The 22463-nt window shown below is 62.6% G+C and carries 23 protein-coding genes; 5 read left to right on the top strand and 18 right to left on the bottom strand.

Translation table 11 applies throughout. The features are described from left to right. Positions 1-14 precede the first annotated feature (14 nt). From NW855_RS02445 to recJ, 8 genes are all read right to left on the bottom strand, one after another. Positions 15-158, bottom strand: coding sequence for a high light inducible protein (locus NW855_RS02445; RefSeq protein ID WP_414346668.1), 144 nt, complete (start codon positions 156-158; stop codon positions 15-17). Positions 159-258: 100 nt separating this feature from the next. Further along, positions 259-1329, bottom strand: coding sequence for a spermidine/putrescine ABC transporter substrate-binding protein (locus NW855_RS02440; protein ID WP_414508298.1), 1071 nt, complete (start codon positions 1327-1329; stop codon positions 259-261). Between the two features lie 91 nt (positions 1330-1420). Beyond that, the gene (locus tag NW855_RS02435) at positions 1421-2383 is read right to left on the bottom strand and encodes a CHAD domain-containing protein (protein ID WP_414402439.1); all 963 of its coding nucleotides are present in this window, start codon (positions 2381-2383) and stop codon (positions 1421-1423) included. Positions 2384-2583: 200 nt separating this feature from the next. Continuing rightward, complete coding sequence (gene tmk, locus NW855_RS02430; RefSeq protein WP_414402438.1) at positions 2584-3195, bottom strand: dTMP kinase; 612 nt, start codon at positions 3193-3195, stop codon at positions 2584-2586. A gap of 15 nt (positions 3196-3210) precedes the next feature. Next, on the bottom strand, positions 3211-4332 hold the full coding sequence (locus tag NW855_RS02425; RefSeq protein WP_099812685.1) for a hypothetical protein: 1122 nt from the start codon (positions 4330-4332) through the stop codon (positions 3211-3213). A gap of 192 nt (positions 4333-4524) precedes the next feature. Further along, a complete protein-coding gene (rdgB, locus tag NW855_RS02420) occupies positions 4525-5118 on the bottom strand; it encodes an RdgB/HAM1 family non-canonical purine NTP pyrophosphatase (protein ID WP_011431600.1) in 594 nt (197 codons plus the stop codon). A 50-nt stretch (positions 5119-5168) separates the two neighbouring features. Then, positions 5169-5834: a metallophosphoesterase family protein gene (locus NW855_RS02415; protein WP_011431599.1), complete on the bottom strand. Its 666-nt coding sequence runs from the start codon at positions 5832-5834 to the stop codon at positions 5169-5171. Positions 5835-5856: 22 nt separating this feature from the next. Next, positions 5857-8319, bottom strand: a complete 2463-nt coding sequence (recJ, locus tag NW855_RS02410; protein WP_240527781.1) for a single-stranded-DNA-specific exonuclease RecJ — start codon at positions 8317-8319, stop codon at positions 5857-5859. A 97-nt stretch (positions 8320-8416) separates the two neighbouring features. Here recJ and NW855_RS02405 point away from each other — a divergent pair, with 97 nt between their 5' ends. Continuing rightward, the gene (locus tag NW855_RS02405) at positions 8417-8833 is read left to right on the top strand and encodes a hypothetical protein (protein ID WP_011431597.1); all 417 of its coding nucleotides are present in this window, start codon (positions 8417-8419) and stop codon (positions 8831-8833) included. Positions 8834-9028: 195 nt separating this feature from the next. Beyond that, positions 9029-10102 (top strand): sporulation protein, encoded by a 1074-nt coding sequence (locus NW855_RS02400; RefSeq protein WP_187147160.1) that lies wholly within the window; start codon positions 9029-9031, stop codon positions 10100-10102. Positions 10103-10176: 74 nt separating this feature from the next. Here the strand turns inward: NW855_RS02400 and NW855_RS02395 are convergent, their stop codons facing one another. The 4 genes from NW855_RS02395 to NW855_RS02380 all read right to left on the bottom strand — a co-directional run bounded on the left by NW855_RS02395 (position 10177) and on the right by NW855_RS02380 (position 13958). Beyond that, positions 10177-10872, bottom strand: a complete 696-nt coding sequence (locus NW855_RS02395; RefSeq protein ID WP_099884437.1) for an HNH endonuclease — start codon at positions 10870-10872, stop codon at positions 10177-10179. Between the two features lie 23 nt (positions 10873-10895). Further along, the gene (locus tag NW855_RS02390; RefSeq protein WP_414508297.1) at positions 10896-11690 is read right to left on the bottom strand and encodes a DsbA family protein; all 795 of its coding nucleotides are present in this window, start codon (positions 11688-11690) and stop codon (positions 10896-10898) included. 91 nt (positions 11691-11781) lie between these two features. Beyond that, positions 11782-12327 carry an RNA recognition motif domain-containing protein gene (locus NW855_RS02385; protein WP_011431593.1) on the bottom strand — a complete coding sequence of 182 codons (546 nt, stop codon included), beginning with the start codon at positions 12325-12327 and terminating at the stop codon, positions 11782-11784. 263 nt (positions 12328-12590) lie between these two features. Beyond that, positions 12591-13958: a glutamate-5-semialdehyde dehydrogenase gene (locus NW855_RS02380; protein WP_414402199.1), complete on the bottom strand. Its 1368-nt coding sequence runs from the start codon at positions 13956-13958 to the stop codon at positions 12591-12593. A gap of 248 nt (positions 13959-14206) precedes the next feature. On the opposite strand from NW855_RS02380, the gene ctpC reads away from it, so the two are divergent. Beyond that, positions 14207-15502, top strand: a complete 1296-nt coding sequence (gene ctpC / locus NW855_RS02375) for a carboxyl-terminal processing protease CtpC (protein ID WP_011431590.1) — start codon at positions 14207-14209, stop codon at positions 15500-15502. A gap of 132 nt (positions 15503-15634) precedes the next feature. After that, positions 15635-16552 (top strand): ornithine carbamoyltransferase, encoded by a 918-nt coding sequence (argF, locus tag NW855_RS02370; protein ID WP_187147178.1) that lies wholly within the window; start codon positions 15635-15637, stop codon positions 16550-16552. A gap of 33 nt (positions 16553-16585) precedes the next feature. On the opposite strand, the gene NW855_RS02365 is transcribed toward argF, so the two are convergent. Then, a complete protein-coding gene (locus tag NW855_RS02365) occupies positions 16586-17011 on the bottom strand; it encodes an ExbD/TolR family protein (RefSeq protein ID WP_011431588.1) in 426 nt (141 codons plus the stop codon). A 3-nt stretch (positions 17012-17014) separates the two neighbouring features. After that, positions 17015-17707 (bottom strand): MotA/TolQ/ExbB proton channel family protein, encoded by a 693-nt coding sequence (locus NW855_RS02360; protein WP_369781495.1) that lies wholly within the window; start codon positions 17705-17707, stop codon positions 17015-17017. A gap of 293 nt (positions 17708-18000) precedes the next feature. Between NW855_RS02360 and purH the strand changes: the two genes are divergently transcribed. Further along, a complete protein-coding gene (gene purH / locus NW855_RS02355) occupies positions 18001-19614 on the top strand; it encodes a bifunctional phosphoribosylaminoimidazolecarboxamide formyltransferase/IMP cyclohydrolase (protein ID WP_011431586.1) in 1614 nt (537 codons plus the stop codon). On the opposite strand, the gene NW855_RS02350 is transcribed toward purH, so the two are convergent. The 4 genes from NW855_RS02350 to NW855_RS02335 all read right to left on the bottom strand — a co-directional run bounded on the left by NW855_RS02350 (position 19611) and on the right by NW855_RS02335 (position 22444). Continuing rightward, positions 19611-20366, bottom strand: a complete 756-nt coding sequence (locus NW855_RS02350; RefSeq protein WP_071813541.1) for a transporter substrate-binding domain-containing protein — start codon at positions 20364-20366, stop codon at positions 19611-19613. The genes purH and NW855_RS02350 overlap by 4 nt on opposite strands. 49 nt (positions 20367-20415) lie before the next feature. Further along, positions 20416-20772 carry a 50S ribosomal protein L20 gene (rplT, locus tag NW855_RS02345; RefSeq protein WP_011431584.1) on the bottom strand — a complete coding sequence of 119 codons (357 nt, stop codon included), beginning with the start codon at positions 20770-20772 and terminating at the stop codon, positions 20416-20418. Positions 20773-20894: 122 nt separating this feature from the next. Next, a complete protein-coding gene (gene rpmI / locus NW855_RS02340) occupies positions 20895-21095 on the bottom strand; it encodes a 50S ribosomal protein L35 (protein WP_011431583.1) in 201 nt (66 codons plus the stop codon). A 122-nt stretch (positions 21096-21217) separates the two neighbouring features. Then, positions 21218-22444, bottom strand: coding sequence for a class I SAM-dependent methyltransferase (locus tag NW855_RS02335; RefSeq protein ID WP_049749799.1), 1227 nt, complete (start codon positions 22442-22444; stop codon positions 21218-21220). Between the last annotated feature and the right edge of the window lie 19 nt (positions 22445-22463).

Here is a 22463-nt window from a genome sequence, read left to right as displayed (position 1 = left end):
GCCAGGGCTTGGGATTACATCAGGCCGATTTGAGAGAGGATCCCTTGGCCCGTGAGCAGCTCGGTCAAAACGCCGATTACAAAGCCCAGCATCGCCAGCCGGCCATTCCATTTTTCGGCAAAGGGCGTAAAGCCAAACTTAGCTTCTTGGTTTTCCATGGCTGCAACTCCATCAGTAGGTGACATTCCCAATGTGGCTCAGATATTAAAAAGTGTCAAGTTTTGTGTCGAGAGCTAACAAGCCGCAGGCAGTGGATCCCTAGCTGCTTTTGACGGCAGTCCAGACAGCGTCAACCAGACGTAGCTGCTCCTGCGACAGCACTTTGAGGTACTTTAGCCTGGCAAAGGTCGCCTCATCGGGGTATATGGCTGGGTTTTGGCGATCCCGGGGGTTGATCCTGGGCAGGGCAGCAGCGTTGGGGGTAGCAAAGCGGTTGTAGTTGCTCAGTTGAGCGCCAATTTCCGGCTCCAGAATGAAGTTGATGAAGCGGTTGGCCAGCTCTGGGTTAGGAGCTTTGGCAGGGATGGCCATCACGTCAAGCCAAATGTGGGCGCCCTCGCGGGGGACAAAGTAGCCAATGTTGGGATTTTCTTCGGCAGCTTGCAGGGCATCACCGCTGTAGACAACCGCCACGTTGGCTGTCCCGGAGACCAGTTGATTTTTGCCGCCCACCCCGCCAATGAGACCGGCGCTGCGGCGTTTGGCTTGAATCAACAGCTCCTGAATCTGCTGCAGCTCTGCGGGAACGGTAGTACTGGGGTCAAAGCCCAGGTAGAAGGCGGCAGCCGCAAGCATAGAGCGCATCTCGTCGATCATCACAAAGGGGCCGTACTGCTGCTTAGGATCAAAGATCAGCCCCCAGGAACGCTCAAAGTTTTCCGGCAGGCGGTCTTTGCGGTAGCCAATGCCGGTGGTGCCCCACTGGTAGGGAACGGTGTAGGTGTTTTCTGGGTCAAAGGGCAAGCCGACAAACTTCTCGTCCAGGTTGCGGAGATTGGGAATGAGGTTTTTGTTGAGAGGCTGCAGCAGGCCCAGCTCCACCATGTTGGGCACAACGTAGTCGGTGGGCACGACAATGTCGTACTGGCTGACGCCGCCCCCCCGCAGCTTGGCAATCATGTCCTCGTTGGACTCGTACACACTCACCACTACGCGGCTGTTAGTGGCTTTCTCAAAGGCCGTGAGAATGGCTGGGTCAATGTATTCCGACCAGATGTAGAGTTGGAGGGTTTGTTTTCGGGCAGCAGTTCCTAAGCGCCAAAAGAAAAGCAGGGCCAGTAGACAGCAGAGCAAAGCAACGGCCGTGGCAATTCTCTTTTTCATGGGCATTTTCAAACCTAGTGGAGCTGGACGTCGCCCTTACACCTAGCCATGGATCTGGAGCGATCCTGTCCGGCCAACTGCGGTTCAAACCCCTGCTCTAGCCTACCACCTGGACTTCCCCGTTGCTGCTCTCCCCAGCCAAGAAGAGCAACTGATATAGCCGCTGCTGCTCGGCAGGGTTACAGTAACGCTGTTGCTGCGCGGGCCAATCTTGGAGAGCCAGCTTCTGTTGTTCCTGCAGCCAGTTCTGCAAGCTTGAGTCGACAGGTAGCTGGGCCTGGAGAACTTGCAAGTCGTTAAAGCGGCCCAACTGTTCCTGCAGACGCTTGAGGGCCTTCACCCAGCTTTGGAGGGTCTCTCCGTAGAAAGGTGCAAAAAACTCTAGCTGGTAGCGCAGGCGTTTGGTGGCTTTGCGCAGGTCATGCAGTTGTTCAGCCTGAGCTTCGGTTTCGGGGAAGGCCGGGATCCGCCAACCCGGCTGCAGGAACCACGCCGCCACTAGCGGCGCCAAAAGATGGGGCAAGCTCTCCTGCACAGGAAGCTGGGCCGCAGGCCGGTAGCGAGGAGAAACCAGCCACTCTTCGCAAGCAGCCTGGAACTTCAGGAAGTCCTCCTCTGCCAGAATGCGGCGGGAGTGTTTCTCGGCTTGAGCTTGGCGCCGCTGCAGCTTTTCCTTCAGCTCCTCTAGCTCCGCCTGCTGGTCTGCCGGGATCCCTTGCCAACAGGGCTCGTGGAGGATTTCTAGCAACACGTCCAGATCCCGCTGCTGGCCTAGCGTCTTGATCAACTTTCGCAAACGTTTGGGCCTGAGCGGCTTGGGCAGGCGCAGGGATCCCTGAAACACCTCCACCCAGGTGCCGATGCGGCGCAGGCCCACCCGGATCTGATGGAGGGACTCTGCTGCCTCCGGGTGTTGGTTGAGAACCCGCCCCACGTGCTTCTGCAGCCGCTGCCATTGCTGGCTCAACAGTTGGTGGGCCAAAGCGGCCACGCTGGGCGAAGGGGAAGACGCAAGCAAGATCGAGCGCTCGCTTTTCTGCTCAGCAGCAATGGCATTCACGGCAAATCTCCTCTACCTCTCAAACCTGGGACTGAAAAAGGCAAAAGGCTTTCCCTGCATAGCCTACTTAACTTAGCCTGAGGTCACCCGCGCTCTCTTCTTTTTTAACCTACTCTTAACCTCAGAGGGATCCGAGCAAGGTATGGACAGGGAAACGGTTGAGAAATAGACCCTTGCGCTCCGCCCCACCGCCATTCGGGTTAGCAGGACAGAGCCTTTGGTAGGTGGGGCCTGATCGCTGCCCAGATGCGTGTGGCCACCTCCGCCGGGGATCCCTCGCCGGGAATGCGGACAATCCGCTGCGGCTCTGCGGCGGCTAGAGCTTGAAATCCGCGGTAAACCCGGCGGTGGAACTCCAGGTGCTCCTGTTCGAGCTTGTCGCCAAGACGGGAGCGCGCCAGCCCCACTTCGGGAGCAAGATCCAGCCACAGGGTAAGCTGCGGCTGCAGCCCGCCGGTGGCCAAGTGGTTGAGCTGGCGGATCTGCTCCAAGTTCAGGCCTCGACCGTAGCCCTGGTAGGCCAAGGTGGAATCGGTGAAGCGATCACAGATCACCACTTGTCCCACCGCGAGAGCCGGCGCGATGACCTTGTTCACGTGTTCAGCCCGATCCGCAGCGTACAGGAGCAGCTCGGCCAGCGGCGTCAAGGGATCCCCGTGCAACAGCAGCTCCCGCAGCGCTTCGCCCAGCGCCGTCCCTCCCGGCTCGCGGGTAGACACGCAGGCGTAGCCTTCTCGTTGCAGCCGCTCGGCCAAGAGGGCTTGCTGGGTGGTTTTGCCCACCCCCTCCCCGCCTTCTAGAGTAATGAACACGGCGCCGTCAGGGGGCTAGCGCAGGTTAAGCTGCGGTTGCAAATCAAAGGAGTGGCCCGGCACCATCACGTACACGTCGGGGATGTTGGTGGGCTCCAGGTTTTGCAGGGCCAGCCCCTCCACGTTGGAGCGGAGCGCGTTGTTGACGGCGGTTTCCAGTTGGGACAAAACCTGGGCCTCATTACCCTGAGTGGCTAAGCTGGGAAACTGGTTGTAGACGGCGCGGGCCAAGCTGCTGGCCAAGGGGATCTGGATCAGGGTGAGGTTGGATCCGCCCAGTTGCGGGCCCAAGGTGTTTGCCCGCCCGCGGATGCCCAAAGCTTGGAGGGCATTGGCCGTTTGGCTGACAGGGATGGTGCAGGTGTCCATCTTGTAAATGGGCACCGAAGCCATGGTGAGGGCAGAGACGCTGGTCAGTTGCACCACGGTAAAGGAAGCCGTGCCGTTGTAGGCAAAGCAAAAATCCCGGAAGGCCGCCGGCACATTGGCAGCGCGGATGGGGCGCTCATCGTCAAAGCCGCCCGACTCGGCAAAGATGTTGCGGATGGCAAACCCGCCGAAGAAGGCCAGCAGGGCCACCACCAGCAGGATGGTCAGATCTGAGGAGGAGACTCCCCCTGAAGAGCTGCTGCTGCGTCCTCCCCCTCCATATCCCCCCCTGCCCCCGTAGCTGGGGGTGTAGCCGTAAGCTGCAGAACGGCTGGAGTCGCTCCGGTAGGAGCCGGCATAGGCGGCAGAGCGGGCGGATCCGTCGTAACCCCAGTTGCTGGAGATAGGGCGCCGGGGAACCAAGGCTTGTCCGGCACGGCTGGGCCGGGGCCGAGAGGACTCCGTCTCGGCACCCCGCGAAGATCCGGCGGCAGCTTCTCGGGCTGAGCTGGCCCTCTGTCCTCCGCGCCCAGAGAGACGAGCAGCGGACGTCTTGCCATCGTTTTGCCTCTCCTCATCCTCTAGCCAGTCTTCGGCACCTCCAGTGGAGGGAGTAGAGCCGTCCTCCGGCAAGGGGGGCGGGGAACGCCGGCCTTGGGACTCTGGGCTGTTGGGAGCTTGGCCGCGGCTTCCCTCGCCGGCAGCAGCCGTTGAGTCTGGAATACGGTTTGGATCCCGGCTTGGATCGCGCTCCTCAGAGAAGGTCATTCTTCAGGCTCCCAACGCAAAACTGGCACTCCCATCTTCCTGTACCGAGGAAACCTTTTGACAGGTAGGATCCACAGAGCTGCAGCCTTAGGGTTCAAGGGATCCCCCCCGCGGCCTCGTGAAACCTTTTCTGGCCCAGGCTGCTGCCATTGTCTCGGCCCCCCTCGTGGAGAATGCAGCCGTACCTTCAAGCTAGCCTAGACTGCGCTCCAAGATGAGGAGCTGTTCTTTCAGGGCTCTCAGGGCCTGGCCGCGGTGGCCGACCGCTTCTTTTTGCGCCGGGCTCATCTCGGCGAAGGTCAGCCCCACTTCGGGCACCCAAAAGAGGGGGTCGTAGCCAAACCCTCCCTTGCCCCGCGGCTGAGCCAGGATCTCCCCGTGGCAGATGCCCTCCACCAAGGCCCGCACCTGGCCCTGGGGATCGACAAGGGCAATGGCGCAGTGAAAGCTGGCTTGGCGGTTGGGGATCCCTTCCATCTCCCGCAGCAGCCGCTGGATGCGGGCGGCATCGTCGGGGGCATAGCGAGCGGAGTGGATCCCGGGGGCGCCGCCAAGGGCTGCCACCGCCAGGCCGGAGTCATCAGCAATGGCCCACTCCCCCAGCGATTCTGCCACGGCCTTGGCCTTGAGAAGGGCATTTTCGGCAAAGGTGCTGCCGCTCTCTTCCACAGTCAGCTCGGCAGGCAGGGGGCGCAGCTCCCAGGCAGGGGCATGGAGCTGAAAAAAGGTGCTGAACTCCCGCCATTTGCCGGAGTTGCTGCTGGCCAAGATCAAGGGGCGTGCCATAAGGGTATCTTAGGGGAAACCAGCAGACAGTGGGGGGGCTGCCCAGGGGCTCAGGGGATTTCCAGAACCATGTTGTGCAGCGCCGTGTTGATCACCAGGGTGGATCCGCACCGCTCCACCTTGCCCCCGTCCCAGTGCATGTGGCCGCAGATGTAGTAGCGCGGCTGCAGGTGATCCACCAAGGGGCGCAAGGTGGGCATGCGGCGGTGGTACCATTTTCCGCCTTCGTCCAACAGGCCCCGCGGCGGCGCGTGGCTGAGCAACAGGTCAATGGGGCGAGGAGGTTGACCGTAGAGGGTGAGCAGCTCCTGCAGATGGCTGCGGGTGAGGGTCCAGCTCCAACCACAGGGGGGAGTCCAGGGCACCGCCAGCACTTGGAGCCCCAGCCACTCAAAGCAACAGGACTGGGTAATCGCCCGCCCCCAACTGCCAGCCAGCGGCTCCAGAACAGAGGCTGCCGGATCGTGGTTGCCGGGCAAAAAGAGCCAGGGCTTGCCCAGACTGTCCACCGCCGCCAGAAAAGATTGCAACTGGGCCACCTCGGCTTGGGCTGTGGGGTGAAAGCCTTGAGTGGCTTTGCAGGAGGGCTTGCCGGCCTTGGAACAGAAATCGCCGCAGTTGATGTAAGCATCCACTTGGGGCAGATGGTCAAGGGCCTGCCGGATCAGCCGGTCGTTGCCGTGGTAGTCGGAGCCGAGGAGCAGTTTAATTCCCATAGGCTGGCGGGAAGCGAGGGGTCTATTGCGGACGAGATCCCTGCAGCAGGGCAGCCACTTGTTGCCAAGAGCTGCGGTACCAGGCCCGCTGGGCCTCCAGCTCCTCTTCCAAAGATCCTGTCGGGCCAAACTCTGGACAGGCATACCCCAGGGAGCGCAGGCCGGCCACTAACAGCGCTGGCGACAGCCACCATTGCTGGGCCAAGCGTAACAGATCCACCTGGGCTTGGTTTTGCAGGTAGTGGCGCAATTGCCGTTGTAAGGCAGCGGCGGAGGGCAGAGGCACCGCCTGGTGGTGCAGGACAATCAGCAGCGCGTCGCCGGGAGTGCAGGAGAGCAACCACTTGAGGTGATCCAAAGAGGGAGGCCAACTCCACAGCCACAGTTGGTTGTAGCGATGGCCAGCTTGGGGGCGGTCGTAGTGGAGGGTCAGGGAGGGATGCTGCTTCGGTGGCAGGACAAACGTAGGGCGCCGGAAGCCGTAGAGGAGGATCGTTCCCCGCGCCTGGGGCAGGAGGGCAGAAAATCGAGATACAGCCTGCCAACGCAGCGGTTGGGTGGGCTGGGGGGCAGGGCGGTAGATCAGCAGGGGGGAGGGTGCTGCCTGGGCGCCAGCTTTGGCATCGGAGAGGGTGGGAGCGACGGCGGCGGGCGAAAGATCGGCAGAGCTGGCTTCTGCGGCAGGCCGGATCCCAAGAATCTCCAGCTCCAGTTGGGTTTCTTCCCCCCACCTTTTGGCCTTGAGGGTGTAGGCGATGTCAATCTGCGCCGGCAGGGGATAGGCGGCGGCCCCTCGCCACCAAATGGCCCACAGGGGACGGCTGCGGGCTTTGGCTGGGGCAGCAAGTGAGGATCCTGCCCCGTCTAGGCCCCGGCTGACGGGATCCCGGAGCAGCAGCTTCAGGTGGCCGGGGGTATCCTCCCCCCTTTGGGCAGGCTGTGGGCAAAATCGCTGCTGTTGCAACACCTGCAGGTTGCGGCTGCAAAAGACCGGCTCCGGATTGCCGATGCCACAGGGCTGCAACCGCTGCAGCTCGCGGTAGAGGTCGAAGGTGAGATCCGCCAGTGCCACCTCCGCGTCGATCTGCACCAGGGGACGGATTTGTTCCGGCTGCAACCGCTGTTGGGCAAATTGCCGAAGCCGCTCTTCCAAAAGAGGCCAGTTTTCCGCCCTCAGGCTAAATCCCCCCGCCGCCGGGTGGCCGCCGTGTTTGCTGAACAAATCTTTGCAAAACTCCAACGCCTGAAACACGTCGAACTCCGGGATCCCCTGCCGCGCCGAGCCGGTAATCTCCCCCTGGGGCGACTGGCTGCCGATAAACACCGGACAGCCAAAACGCTCCGCCAGCCGCGAGGCCACCAGGCCAATTACCCCTTTGTGCCAGCGCTGCTGCGGGGATCCCAAAATCGTCAACACTCGCTCTTGCTGCAGATCCCGCCCTTGCCGGGCGATTTGCTCCAGGGCCTCCGCCTCGATGCGCCCACACATCTGCTGCCGCACCTGGTTGAGGCGTTCGCAGCGGCGGGCCAGTTTTTCTGCCTGCTGCGGATCGTCGGTGGTCAGCAACTGGATCCCCAGCTCCGGTCGGCCAATCCGCCCAATGGCGTTGATGCGCGGCCCCAGGCCAAACCCTACCCACTCTGGCCGCAGCTCCTCTGGGGATCCCGTCATTCCCATCACCGCCAAGAGGGCGCGGATCCCGGCCACCTGGGAAGTGGGCAAGAGAGCCAGCCCCTGCCGCACCCAAAGGCGGTTAACTCCCGTCAGCGGCGCCAAATCGGCAATGGTGCCCACCGTAAACAGTTCCAGCGCCACCCGTTCCAAATGTTCGTCCCCGCGGCGCTCTGCCAAGGCCTGGGCCAGGAGGTAGGCCACCCCCACCCCGGCCATCCCCCGATAGGGAGAAGAGAGGGGGAGCTGTTTGGGATTGAGGATGGCGTCGGCAGGGGGCAACTGGGGGGGCAAGTCGTGGTGATCCGTCACGATCACCGTCAAGCCCAGCTCTTTGGCCAGTTGGATGGGCGCATGGGCGGCAATGCCGTTGTCCACGGTGAGGATGAGGCGTACCCCCTCGCGGTGCAGCTCCTGCACCATGCGGTTGTTGAGGCCATAGCCCTCCCTGAGGCGGCTGGGGATGCGGTAATACACTGGAGCGCCCCGCAGCGCCCGCAGCAGCAGAGCCGTGCTGGTCATGCCGTCGGCATCGTAATCGCCGCAGATGGCAATGGGCTCTTGTCGGCGAATCGCCCCCTCCAGCAATTCCACCGCCAGCGGCAAATCGGCAAAATCTTGGCTGGGCGGGGGCAGGTGGACGGGATCCGGCTGCAAATACTGCTGCACGGCAGCAGGGCTGGAGAGGCCGCGATTGAGCAAGATCTGAGCCAAGACGGGCGAGACCCCCACCGCCTCAGCCAAGCTCTGGGCAGCCAGTGGGTTCACAGGCTGAAACAGCCAGCGTTGGTCAGGGATCCCGGCCATGGCCATCGGTCTTCAGATAGCGGGTAGCAGTGCTACAGTTGGCCTATGAGCTATCTTTTGACCCTAACCCAAAAACGCCTCTCTGCTCCTCAGTCCGCTGCCCATGTATTCTCTGCTGCTTACCTATGGCCTCAACCCCTTGGCGGGACTGAAGCTGTTGGTCAAATCTCCTGAGCAGGCCTCTCTGTGGACGTTGGCCCAACAGCTCTGGAGCCGCCCCGGATCCCGGCGACGCGGGCCGCGCCTCCAAATCTCTCTGGGCCGCCTCGTGCCCGAACAGACCGAGCGACTGTCTAAATTGGAGGTGCTGCTGCGCTTGCGGTTTTTCATCGCCATCGAAGCCGCAACGCCGGAGCAGTCTCTGCCAGCCCTCCCCTCCGGCCAGGGATCCGCCATCCAGCTTGCCCGCTACACGGAGGGCTCACAGCAGTACAAGACGGAGATCATCCGCTTTGCTCTGGGGGGATCCCCGGCCCTCCGCCGACCGAGTCGCCAGCGCTATCGTCGCCGTCGCTTCTGAAGACCGCAGGTGACAGGGGTGGTCAAACCCTCCTCGGCCAGCGGCGTGTCTATACTAGAGGTACACTAAATCTGCGCTTCTCCCGTGAACGCTGGGCTGCGTAACCGCCGCAGATGGATTGCTCGCCTGTGGCTTGCCTCAGGGGGGACGACTTGTACAGGCCTCCTTCCATGCGTCCCTTGGCTGCGACCGGCGATGGCGACGGCGCTCGTGGCCGGATCTCTGGCAGCTTTTGCCCTCGCCCTGCCTGCTGCTCTGGCGCTGACGCGTTACCAAGTTCACGTGTTGGCCGATGGGGCAGCCGAGCTGGCCAAGGTGCGCGCCCAGGTGCCGGACGCCTATTTCGTGCAAGGGGATGGACAAGTGTTCATCTTAGCGGGGACGTTCATCAACCGCAACCACGCCCAACGCCGCCAAGCGGAATTGGAACGGCTGGGGTTGCCGGTGCGGGTGGTGAGCCGCCAAGAGACGGATCCGCCCCTGCCGCCCGCTTTTCCCGCTCCCTCCCCCAGTCCTGCCCCGCCAGCGCCAACGGCTCCCCCCTTCGATCCGCAGCGGCCCTTTGCCACCCAAGTGCCCAACCCTACTGGGGATCCCCGGCTGGAAGAGCGGGTGCGCCGCTTCTTTCCAGGGGCTGCTGTGGTGCAATACCGCGGCCAGGCGGCTTTGCAGACGGGCACCTTCTCCCGCCTGTCGCTGGCGCAGGATCAGGCCCGCTGGCTGACCGCCCAGGGCCTGCCGGCGGTGGCGGTGTCGTTGGCAGGAGAGGAAGCTGTGGGGGATCCCGACTCCAACCCACCTCAGGGGGAGCGCTACTGGGTGTTGGTGGCCGATCCCAGCGGTGAAAAATGGCCTGCACTCCAACAACTGCTAGAGGGATCCCTGCCCTTGATCTACGACGACCTGCGGGTGGTGCGCACCGGCGGGTTTGCCGACCCCGCTGCTGCCGCCGAACAGGTGCGGTACTTGGCCGACCAAGGCTACGAAGCCGGGATCTTCCCCGCCGATCTGCGCCGCTCTCGACCGCTTCTGGTTCAGGATCCCACCCCCTCTGCCGCATCCCTGCGCGCAGAAGGCACGGGCGGATTTTGGGTGGTGGTATCCGCCGGGGCAGAGGCGCTGCCCAAGCTCCAGCAGTTTGCCCCTGACGCTTTTGTGCGCGGCTCAGTGATTCAGGTGGGCACCTACCGGCAACGGGCCAATGCCGAACAGGCGCGGCGTGCTCTGGCTGAAGCAGGGTTTGACGCCCGCATCCTGCCCGTCGAGTAGCGGCAGCCGGATTCAGCCCCTCTCCCTCAGGGATTCCCTCACCCCCAGCCCCTCTCCCTCAGGGAGAGGGGAGATTAGGAACCGTTTCGCGGCTGTTGGGAATAGCTCCATCGGGCTGCTTGGGCCTCGCTGCCCTTTGCACCACTGGTTGGAATCGCCAGGGATCCTTCTTCCAGTGAGATCGCCGCCAGCGTGAGGCGCAAGGTTTCCGCCTGCAATTGGGCTGGGCTGGCCAAGGGATAGGCCAACTGTTGCACCAGTTGGGGGCGATCCCCGCCGCCAAGATCTAGGCCGGGATCCAACCAATCCAACTGCCGCTCGCGGGCTTGCTTTTCCTCGACGCCGCCGAGGCCGAGCCAACGCCGAAAGCTGGGCCAAAGGTGCTGAGGCAAGGGTCGCACCCGCCCCGGCACGGCTCTGTCAAAACAAATGAGAAAATCCGCCTTCCAGCCGTTGCAGGCTGGACAAAGAGGCTGCAGGTTGGCAGCCGTGTTGGGCCCCCCACGGCTAAGGGGGATGATGTGATCCTGGACAGGGGCGGATCCCACCTCCGGCCAGGGCTTGCCACAGCAAGGGCAGCAGGGGTACCAACGCAACAGTTGCCAGAACTCGGCGGCGGCCACCTGGCCCGTCAGGTCGTAGCTGCCCCGTTTTTCCCTGGCGCGGGCAGCCTTCTGTTTCTGGCGTTCTCGGCTGGCACAGGTGGGGCAGGGATCCGGCCGAAACAGGAAACTATCTCCGCACTCTGGGCAACGATAGGGACTCGACATCTGGACTTGAGGCTCTAACCGGGCTAGAGGGCTTGCTTGGCCTGTTGCAGCGTCTGCTCAAACACCTCCAAAGGCTGCGCCCCCGAAAAAGAAAGGCCGTTCAAGATGAAATGAGGGGTGCCGCCGATGCCCAGTTGAGAGGCCAGATCCATATCTCGCTGAATGGCGCGCTCCGCCGCCCGGCTGCGCCGATCCCGATTGAATTTCTCCACATTTAGGCCCAACTTCTCGGCGGTAGCTACATAAAATTCATCCCCAAGCTGGGATTGGTTGGCAAACAGCTCGTCGTGGAACTCCCAGAACTTGCCCTGACGGTGGGCAGCCCAGGCCGCGCGAGCCGCCGCCATCGCCTCCGGGTGGATGCTGGTCAAGGGCAGGTGCTTGTACACCAAGGTCACCTCATTCCCGTGCTCGGCCATGAACTGTTTGAGGGTGTCGTGGGCGCGGGCGCAGAAGGGACATTGAAAATCGGAAAACTCCACCAACACCAACCGCAAAGCGTCGGATCCCAGTTGAGGAGAGTCTCCGATGACGGCACGCGGGTTCTCCCGCAACTGCCGGCCAAATTCTTCCGCCAACTTCTGCTGTTGTTGCTGCTGCTCTTGGTACTGCCGCTGCTGGTACTCCTGCACCGCCTCCAGGATCACCTGGGGGTGCTTGCGAATGATCTGCAGCACCTGCTCCTCCAAATCGGCTGGAGCTGCGAGGGCAACTTGGACAACGCTGCTCATCCCCAGCCAAACCAGCAGCGCGCCGAAGAACCCAGCTTTGGCCAAGCACTGTCCCCACGCGCGAAAAACCCTTGCCAGACTATCCATCCCAAAACCCCCTCTCGAGTATGCCCAGAGCTGTACAGCTCAACCAGGCTAACGCCAGATGGCGGCGATGTCCACCACGCTTTTGGGGGGATCAGGAGTTGGTCGCTTGGAGAAGCTGCTCCTTAATCCGCTGCAACTGACTGGCCCAACGGGGATCCGGCTCAAAGGCCCCTTCAGTCTCGGCAACGACATTGCCTCCACTCCCTTTGTTGCCCCGCTGGCGTTGCTTTTTGCTGGGAGCGGACTTTTCCCCAGACTCTTTGGAGCCTTTGGAAGAACCTCGGGGCTCAGGATCCCCGGGCGCCCTAGAATCCTTGCCAGCATCTTTGGCAGACTCCTTAGCTGGGGAGCTGGAGGCTGCTGCCCTGGCTTCGGCGTCTTCCCGTTTCTCCCGCCGCTGGGCAATCTCGATGCGCAGGTTGACATCGCCAAAGCTGTGGCCGTTGAACTTTTCGATGTACTGCTGCGCCTGCTCTTCGGTGCTCACGGTTACAAACCCGAAGCCGCGACATTTGCCTGTCCGCCGATCCCGAATCACCTTGGTGGAAATGACCTCACCTGCAGAGCTAAAGAGCTTCTCCAATGCCTGACGATCCACCTCTTCCGGCAGATTTCCGACATACAGACGAACGGGCATGATGCAGCGAAGCTCCTATCGAAATAACAAAAGGCAGCCAAAAAGCAAGGTGCTAGGTCAAAGGCGCTCAAGCCGACAGCAAATTTCAAAACCCAGTAGCCTTCGGTGGTCTATTGTTGCACCACAGCGGGGCACAAAGCACAACCTTTGCAAATCACAAGGCTATCTTCTAATTTACCTTAACTTGGAGCCACCCAGACGAGCAGAACGGTTTCCGTCATGGATTGCTTTGTACAGTCGGCCGCTGCAGCAGGCCCTGATCCCTAAGACAAACCGGTGGTGTTCAGGCGATCTCGATGTTGAAAAGGTCGGGCCTGGGGGCCTGTATAGTCGGCTACAAGATGGCCTCGCCCTCGCAGTTGGTAGCGGTAGGTCACCAAGCCCTCCAAACCCACTGGGCCGCGCGGCGGCAGCTTTTGGGTGCTGATGCCCACTTCTGCCCCCAAGCCGTAGCGAAAGCCATCGGCAAAGCGGGTGGAGGCATTGTGAAAGACCCCTGCTGCGTCCACTTCGTCGAGGAAGCGCTGGGCAGCGGCGGCATCTTCGGTCACGATGGCCTCGGTATGGCGGGATCCGTACCGCTCGATGTGGGCAATGGCTTCGTCGAGAGAATCCACCATTTTGATGGCCAGAATCAGGTCGGCGTACTCCGTGCGCCAGTCGGCCTCGCTGGCCGGGATCAGATCGGGCACCAGTTGGCGGCAGCGGGGATCCCCGCGCAACTCCACCCCCTTCTCGCGCAGCGCCTGCACGGCCAGGGGCAAAAACCGGGGGGCGATCTCTGCGTGCACCAGCAGGGTTTCGATGGCGTTGCAGGCGGCGGGGTACTGGGTTTTGCTGTCCAGGGTTAGCCTCACCGCCATGTCCACATCGGCAGCCCGATCTACGTACAAGTGGCAGAGGCCATCGGCATGGCCCAGCACCGGGATGCGGGTATTTTCCATGATGTAGCGGACAAAGCTGCTGGAGCCGCGGGGGATGATGAGATCCACCAGCCCTTCCAGTTGCAGCAGGGCCTTGACCTCGGCACGGCTGGTGAGCAACTGCAAAGATCCCTGGGGAAACTCGGGGATCTGCTGCAGCCCCGCCTGGATGGCCGCCATCAATGCCTGGCAGGAGCAGAGCGCCTCCGAGCCACCCTTGAGCAGGACGCTGTTGCCGGTTTTCACCGCCAGGGCGGCAATTTGCACCAGAGCATCGGGCCGCGACTCGAAGATCACCCCCAGCACTCCCAGAGGGTAGGTGCGCCGCTCCAGCACCAGCCCCTCATCCAGTTCCCGGATCAGCAAGGCCTGCCCCACCGGATCCGGCAGCCGCAGCACCTGCCGCACCCCGGCCACCGCGTCGGCCAATTTCTGGGCGTCCAACTTCAAGCGGGCGTAGGCCGAGGCGGACAGCTCACCGGCCTTGACCTGCTCCGCTGCCTGCTCCAAATCCGCCTGGTTGGCTGCCAAGATGGCCTCTTGGTGTTCCAGCAAAGCGGTGGCCATGGCCTCTAGGGCGGCATTTTTAATGGCAGTGGGCAAGGTAGCCGTGCGTCGAGCGGCAGCGCGAGCCAACTGCACCTGGGCCAGCAGGGGCGAGTCAGCAGCAGCTTCCGGCAGGCTGGGAGAGTCGGTTACAAGAGACATGGACTCCAGAAGAAAAAGCGCCTTTGCAAATGTGATCGCGAGAGCACCTTTGCAGGGATCCCTGTGCTACGTTGGGCACAGTTGGGCTGTACCATTTGCAGCCTACCAAACTTTGGATACCACCGGCTGGGGCAGGCAGCACTGCTTTGTCCCTGAGATAAAGTTGGGGCAGGGAAGAGCCTCTGGGCGAAACCCCCAAAAGCTGGAGATTAACCTCGACTTTTAGACCTTGTCTTCCAGGAGAGCCAATGAGAAAGCGTGGGTTTGTGGTGAGTGCAACGGCTGCAGTGGTCACAGCCGTGTCGCTTGTCGGGGTGCAGCTATCCATGCCGGGTTGGGCAGGGTTTCGCCGGGATCCCAAGGAAGTGGTGGACGAAGTTTGGCAGATTGTTAATCGCGAATACGTCGACCCTTCCTTCAACTCCGTCGACTGGGAGGCGGTGCGGCGGGATCTGCTCAGCCGAGAATATGCCACCCGAGAAGATGCCTATGCAGCCATTCGCGAAGCCCTGAAGAAACTGAACGATCCCTACACCCGCTTCTTGGATCCCGACCAGTTCGCCAGCATGCAAATTGACACATCCGGTGAGCTGACCGGGGTGGGGATCACGCTGGGCATGGATCAAGAGACCAACGAGCTGGTGGTGATCTCCCCCATCGAAGGATCCCCCGCCGACCGGGCCGGGATCAAGTCCAAAGATGTAATCGTGCGCATCGACGACAAATCCACCGAAGGGATGGACACCAACACCGCCGTCAGCCTCATTCGCGGCGAGCCGGGCACACGGGTGCGGCTGACCATCCGCCGCGAGGGGGAAGGGCTGAAGGTGTTCGACCTGGTGCGGGAGAGAATTGAGCTGGCCACCGTGCGCTATGCGGTTCACCAGGAAAATGGCCTGCCCATTGGCTACATCCGCATCACCCAGTTTTCCGGCAATGCCGCCGACAAGGTGCGCCAGGCCATTCGCGAGCTGGAGAAACAAGGGGTGGCCGCCTATGTGCTGGATCTGAGGGCCAATCCGGGGGGGCTGCTCTACTCCAGCGCCGAGATCGCCCGCATGTGGATCGACCGGGGCAGCATTGTCTCGACGGTGAACCGGCAAGGGGAGCAGGATCGCCTCACGGCCAACAACAGCGCCCTCACCGACAAGCCTTTGGCTGTCTTGGTGGATGGAGGATCCGCCAGCGCCAGCGAGATCTTGTCGGGGGCTTTGCAGGATAACCGGCGCGCCGTGATCGTGGGCACGCAAACCTTTGGCAAGGGCCTAGTGCAGTCGGTGCATCCCCTCTCCGATGGGTCGGGCCTGGCGGTGACCATCGCCCGCTATCGCACCCCCAAAGGCACCGATATCGATCACAAAGGCATCACCCCTGACATTGTCGTGGAACTGTCCGAAGAAGATCTCAATCGCCTCAGCCGGGATCGCGAGTTGGTGGCGACTCCCGCCGACCCGCAATATGCCGCCGCTATCCAGGCCCTCCAGGCGCAGATCTCGGCCCGCCAGCAACAGGCCAAGGAGCCAATGCGTTCCTCTTCCCTCTAGCCAGCGTTGGGGCCCAGGCTGCGAGACCTTGCTGAGTAGCGGCCTTGCGCTGGCGAGCAGGCAGCAGCGCGGGCCGGAAGTTGTTTGCGGAGGCGGTGAAGCGCGATGGCGGGGTTGCAAGCTGTAGGATCCATCAACTTAGCCGGGCGGGATCTGCTCAAACTCAGCGACCTGAGCCCGGCGGAACTAGCGGCCTTGCTGGTCCAAGCGGCGCAACTGAAGCGGGATCCCTATCGGGTGGATCTGCGCGGCCGGGTGCTGGGGCTGTTGTTTCAGAAGGCTTCTACCCGCACCCGCGTCAGCTTTACCGCTGCCATGGCCCAGTGCGGGGGCAGCACCCTAGATCTGGTGCCGACGGCGATGCAGATGAGCCGCGGCGAGCCTCTGCAGGATACGGCCCGCGTTCTCTCCCGCTACCTGGACGCCATTGCCATTCGCACCTACAACCAGCGGGAGCTGGAAATCTTTGCCGAATATGCCGAGATCCCCGTGATCAACGCCCTCACGGATCAGTTTCACCCCTGCCAAGTTTTGGCCGATCTGCTCACCATCCAGGAGAACTTCGGCCAACTGGCGGGCCTGACCTTGGCCTATTGCGGCGACGGCAATAATGTTGCCCATTCCCTGCTGCTGGGCTGTGCCATGAGCGGGATCCACATCCGCGTCGCCACCCCCCCCGGCTACGAGCCAGATGCGGCAGTAGTAGCAGAAGCGCAAGCCTTGGCCCAGGGATCGCAGGTGTGGGTGTTGCGGGATCCCTACGAAGCGGTCGCGGGAGCCCAGGTGGTCTATACCGACGTGTGGGCCAGCATGGGCCAAGAAGACCAGGCCGAGGCGCGCAAAGCCGACTTCCTGCCCTACCAGGTCAATGCTAAGCTGCTGAAACAGGCGGCTCGCGAGGCCATTGTGCTCCACTGCCTGCCCGCGCACCGGGAAGAGGAGATCACCGCCGAGGTCTTGGAGGGATCCCAGTCCCGGGTGTGGGATCAAGCAGAAAATCGCCTCCACGTGCAAAAAGCGCTCCTGATCCAACTGCTGGGGGCAGGGTGATGGCCCTCACCCCCGGCCCCAGAGGGGAGCCTGTCAACGGTTATTGGCAGGGCGGCGGGCAGCGATGGCCAGGCTGACGTTGGGCAGTCGCTGCAGGGTATCCATCACCTCCACCACCTTGCCGTGGGAGAGAGCCAAATCGGCGTTGATCACCACCAGGCGGCGCCCTTCAGCCGGCTTCTCGGCCAGGACGCGTTCCACCTCTGGGATCAGGGCGGCAAGATTGGCAATCGCCTTGCGGTTGACGGCAATTTGGCCTTCAGCGGTGATGCTCACCGTAACGTCTGGCTGGCGGCGGGCTTCGGCTGTGGAGGCCTCTGGCAAATTGACATCGAGGGCCTCCGAGCGGGTAAGCACCAGGCTGGCGATGACGAAAAACACCAAGATCGAGAAGATGACATCGATCAGGGGCACGATGTTGATCTCGCCGGATCGAAAGTTTTCTTCGGGGATGCGCATAGGCTAGGAGGGCTCAAGGGGGGAGTAGGGAGGAAGAGTGGAGCTGCCGCTGGGGCTGGGCTTGGCGTAAGAATACTGGGAAAGCTGTTGGGCTTGCATCTCTTGCCGCTGGCGATGCAGCAACTCCAGCTCGCCGCCGTACTCCTGGATCTTGGAGAGCTGCCGCAGGTACAGAGAGCGGAAGACGTTGGAGATTAGCAAGGTGGGAATGGCCACGATCAGCCCAAAAGCGGTCGAGTAGAGGGCTTCGGCGATCCCCTGCCCTACCCCTTGCGTATCGGTGCCGCCGATATCCCCCAGTTGGATGGAGCTGAGGATCTGGATGATGCCGGTAACGGTGCCCAGCAGGCCCAGGAAGGGGGCAACGGTAATGACGGTGTCGAAGACCGTATTGAAGCGCTTCAGCAGGGGCACCTCTGCCGCCAAGGCTGTCTCCAGGGCCAGCTTAAAATCTTCGGGGCTGGCTTCGTTCAGCTCCAGGCCGGCCAAAAAGATGCGGGCAATGGGGAGATCCGCATTTTGCTCCAGCAGGTACTGGGCAGCGCGTGGGTTGCGGCGGTACTGGCTCAGGGCTTGCCGCACCACCTCCTCCTGCCGGTGGGTGACTTTCCACCAAAACAAGGCCCGCTCGATGCAACAGGCCACCGAGAAGACTGAGAACGTCAACAGGGGGATGGAATAGTACCAACCCTGGATCAGGAGCTGCAAGACTCTATCCATACGATCCTAGTTACCCCCTTCTAGCGGCAATTCACGCTCATCTTGTCATAGCACTTTCTCGGCAGGGCTGGGATCCCTTTTGAGTGGCTGGAATTGCACCTTCTGGCATCCTGGATCATCCCACGTGAACCCCAGCCACCTCTCCGACCTCTCAGTAGTGGCAACAACCTCCTATCCCCCTCCCGGCAGGGGCGCTATGCTGGGGCGTGGGATCTCCACCTGTTGGGATCTCCTAGGCAACTCTGCTCTCTTGAGATCGCTAACAACCGATGTCTGCTCAGCCCTTCCCACCTTTGGCTCTCCTAAGTGTCTCCGATAAGACCGGCCTGATCCCGCTGGCCCAGGCCCTCGTGCAGGAGCACGGCTTTCAGCTGCTCAGCAGCGGAGGCACAGCCAAGGCGCTGTCAGAAGCTGGGATCCCGGTCACCCCTGTTTCGGAGCATACCGGCGCGCCGGAGATCTTGGGGGGACGGGTAAAAACGCTGCACCCCCGCATTCACGGGGGCATTCTGGCCCGCCTGGAGCGCCGCGAAGACCGGGCGGATCTGGAGGCGCTGGGGATCCCTCCCATCCAGTTGGTGGTGGTCAATTTCTATCCTTTCGAGCAGACGGTGGCCCGGGCAGGGGTGTCGCTGGAGGAGGCTTTTGAACAGATCGACATCGGCGGGCCGACGCTGGCGCGGGCGGCAGCCAAGAATTATCCCCACGTTACCGTGCTCACCGATCCCAGCCAGTACCCTCAGTATTTGCAATTGCTCTCTAGCCCCTCCAGCGAGGCGGAGCGGCTGGCCTTTCGCTTCCAGTGTGCCCGCCGCGCCTTCGAGCAGGTACTGGCCTACGACCGCGCCATTGTCGACTACCTAACTCGCTCAGAGCTGTCCCGCCCCTCTCAAGCTCCAGCTCCTGCAACCGCTGCCGAGCAGGTTTTTCAACTGCAAGGGATCCCTTGGCAACGCCTGCGCTACGGGGAAAATCCCCACCAAGCCGCCACCTGGTATGTGGTGGATGCGGCTGCTCCCGGCTGGCATCGGGCCAAACAGTTGCAGGGGAAGGAGCTCAGCTACAACAACCTGCTGGATCTAGAGGCGGCCCGCGCCCTGGCGGCAGAACTGAGCCTAGGGCTGGCCAACGGCCCTAGGCCAGCGGTGGCGGTGATTGTCAAGCACAACAACCCCTGTGGGGTAGCCGTTCGCCCAACTCTGGCTGCCGCTTTTGAGGCGGCTTTGGCCGCCGATCCCGTTTCCGCCTTCGGGGGCATTGTCGCCCTCAACCAAACCTTGGATGGGGAGGCTGCCCGGCGGCTGGCGGAGCCCTTTTTGGAATGCGTGGTTGTCCCGGACTGCACCCCCGAGGCGGCTGAGCAACTGGCAGCCAAAAAGAACTTGCGGCTTTTGGTTCTGCCGGACTTTGCGGTTGGGCCGGCCCAAACCGTTCGCACCCTGGCTGGGGGCTTCCTGGTGCAGGAGGCTGACTTGGCCCAGGGATCCGACCGCCGCCCGTCCTGGCGGGTGGTGAGCGAGCGCCAGCCGACACCGGAAGAGTGGGCGGATCTGGAGTTTGCCTGGACGGTCTGCAAACACGTGAAATCCAACGCCATCGTCGTTGCCCGGCAGGGGCAGACCCTCGGCATTGGCGCAGGCCAGATGAACCGGGTAGGCGCCGTCGAGATTGCCCTTCGCCAGGCCGGCTCGCAGGCAGCAGGAGCGGTTTTGGCCAGCGACGGCTTTTTCCCCTTTGCCGACAGTGTGGAGGCGGCAGCCCGTGCTGGGATCCGCGCCATCATCCAGCCGGGAGGCAGTCTCCGCGATGCCGATTCCATTGCTGCTGCCAATGCTGCTGGGATCGCCATGGTCTGCACTGGCATCCGTCACTTTTTGCACTAGGGCAGACCCCAGGCTCTGGCCCGCTCCGCCAGCCAGCCCTCAGCGCGCAGGTTCTCCAGCTCGCGGCGCACCCGCAGCCGCAATTCAGCATGCTCCAGCCCCTTGGGCAGGGCAATGCCCAGCCCCACCGCCGCCAACGGGGATCCCAAAAACTGAAACTGGGGGTGCTCCGCCAGCCACCCTGCCAGCACCGAGCGATCCGCTGCCCAGGCCTGCACCGCTCCCTTTAGGAGCAATTCCGCCCCTTCCCGGTAGGAATCCACCGCCACCAACTCAACCCCTGGGAGGTAGCGCTGGAGGTAAGGAATAGCAGCCGATCCGCGCAGGACGGCAATCCGCGCGCCGCCCACATCCGACCACCTTTCCCAGTTGTGGGAACGGGCCACAACCAAGCTGGGGCCATCCTGATAGTAGGGCGAGGTAAACTCCACTTGTCGCGCCCGATCCGGCGTAATGCCAAGCTGGGCAATAGCCAGATCTACCTCCCCAGCGGCCACTGCCTGCAGCCGCTTCACGTTGGCTACCGGCACCAGCTCCACCGCCTCCGCGGATCCCAAGAGCCGGGATCCCAGCTCGCGGGCCAGCTCGATCTCAAACCCCTGCAGCTTGCCCATGGGATCGCGAAAGCCCAACGGCCTCAGGTTGTCTTTGACCGCAATTCGCACCTGACCCGAACGCACAATCTCTGGCCAGGGGCGGGCAGCCGCAGGGATCCCCCTCCCCAAGCAAGCCAAGGCCAGGCCGGCTGCCATGCAAGACCTCTGGATTGCTGCGGCCAACGGAGACCGAGACCCCATCTCTTTAGGAGGCGCGGGCCTGGCGAGCTGCTTCCACCACTTGGGTAAAGGCTTCTGGATCCAGGAAGGCCAAGCGGGCCAGCATTTTGCGGTTCAGTTGGATATTGCCTTTTTTGAGGCCGTCGATGAACTCGCTGTAGCGCAGGCCCTGGGCGCGGGTGGCCGCGTTGATGCGGGCAATCCACAGGCGGCGAAAATCCCGCTTCTTGCGCCGGCGATCCCGGTAGGCGCTGCGCAGAGCCTTCATCACCTGCTGGTTGGCAGTGCGGAACAGCTTGGAGCCGGCTCCTCGAAAGCCTTTGGCTAGCTTGAGGATCTTCTTACGACGCTTGCGGGCAACATTGCCGCGTTTGACTCTCATGGCAGTAACCCAATACAGACGGATATAGAAGTTGGCGAGCCCCCGGCAAACCTTGAGACTTCAACCCGTCCCCAACGTGCCGAGGCGTCGGGGAAGCGGCGCGTAGCGCGAACAGGACCCAGCTAGTGGGTGTTGGGCAGCATCAGGCGCACATTGGCCAGATCCTGCTTGCTTACCAGGGCTACACCCGCCAGCTTGCGCTTACGGTTGCTGGTTTTGTGCTCAAGTAGGTGGTTGTGCCCGGCCCGGCGGCGCATAAACTTGCCGCTGCCGGTGAGGCGAAAGCGCTTGGCGGCTGCCTTGCGAGTTTTGATTTTGGGCATGGCAGTACCCCCAGAATGGGTGGGGCTGGAGAAAAGGTCACAGCCTCCCAGCATAGAGCAGGAAAGTCCAAGAAGGCAAATGCTGCCACCGGTCTTGGCTGCCCACATTTGCTCAGAGGCACTCAAAGACAGCCCTCCCGTGGCTCCAAGAGCAGCACTTGCCAGCGCAGCAACTGCTGCAACTGCGGCCAGCCCAGGGGAGACTCCAGGCTGTCTTGAAGGGCTTGGACGGTGCGGATCCCGTCCACCTGCTGCAGGAAGGCGAAGGCTTCCTCGCTGAGGGAGATTGCCTCGTAGGCGTAGTTGAAGATGCTCCGGCCCGGCCACAGGCCTAGACATGGGCTGAGGTGGGCAACAGCCGAGGCCACCGCCTCCGGACTGGTCCATTCCCAGCGGGGGAGGGGAGGCTTGCCGAGGAAGAGCTCGTAGTGGGCCACCACCGGATCCAGCAGCTCGATCAGGCGGTAGCGCTCCGGCTCTGGCAGTTGAGCCGCCTGGGCCAGCAGGGCCTCATCCTGGCCCAACACCCGTTCCAGCCGCCAGAACTCCGGGTTGGAAAAGCGCAAAAACTGCAGCCCGGAGGCGCGGATCAGCTCAAACAGGGTCTCAATGTTGTAGTCCACTTCCTGCGGGTGCAGGTACATGTCGGCAAAGCATTCGTCGTCCACGTTCTCAACGGCCCAGCGGGCGCGTTCCTGCTGCTGGATGCGGTTGCTCTCCGGCAAAATCCGGAAGAGGCGGCGGCCTACCTGTAGCCCTTGTTGCAGGTGTTCTGCGGAAGCCAGGGGCTGGTGTTCGGAGCCGGCGACCAGTAGGCGGATGGCCTTTTGCATCAGGCGAATTTCGTGGCGGCCCAGCTCGCCATAGACAAACAAATGCAGGATCCCGCCAGGGGCCAATTTGCTCGCCAGCGCCTGCAGCCCCGCCAGCGGATCCGGCAGGTGGTGGAGCATGCCCACGCAGTTGATGAAGTCGAACTGCCCCGGCAGTTGGTCGATGTCGTAAACGTTGAGCTGGCAAAACTGCACTGGCGGCGCCTGGGAAGCCCGGCAGCGGGCCTTGGCAATCTCCAGGGCGCGGCCGCTTAGGTCAAAGGCCCAGATCTCCGCTTCCGGGTTTTGGTGGGCGATGTATTCTGTCCCTACCCCAGAGCCGCAGCCGGCATCCAGGATGCGCACCTTGCGCCGGCCCGGATGGGATCCGGTGCAAAAAGCATAGGCCTGGGGCCAGCTCCAGCGCCAGTTCCACCCCGGCGGGGGAACGGTGCCGATGGGCTGTGGTGGGAAGGGGTAGAGGTCGTAGAGCTGCCGCACTTGCTCAAGGATCTGTTCGGCGTTGCGGGACTGCATAGGCTCTCCGGCCAGACTA

This window comes from Synechococcus sp. RC10B2 (assembly GCF_047502635.1).
This window is presented reverse-complemented; position numbering and strand designations above follow the sequence as displayed.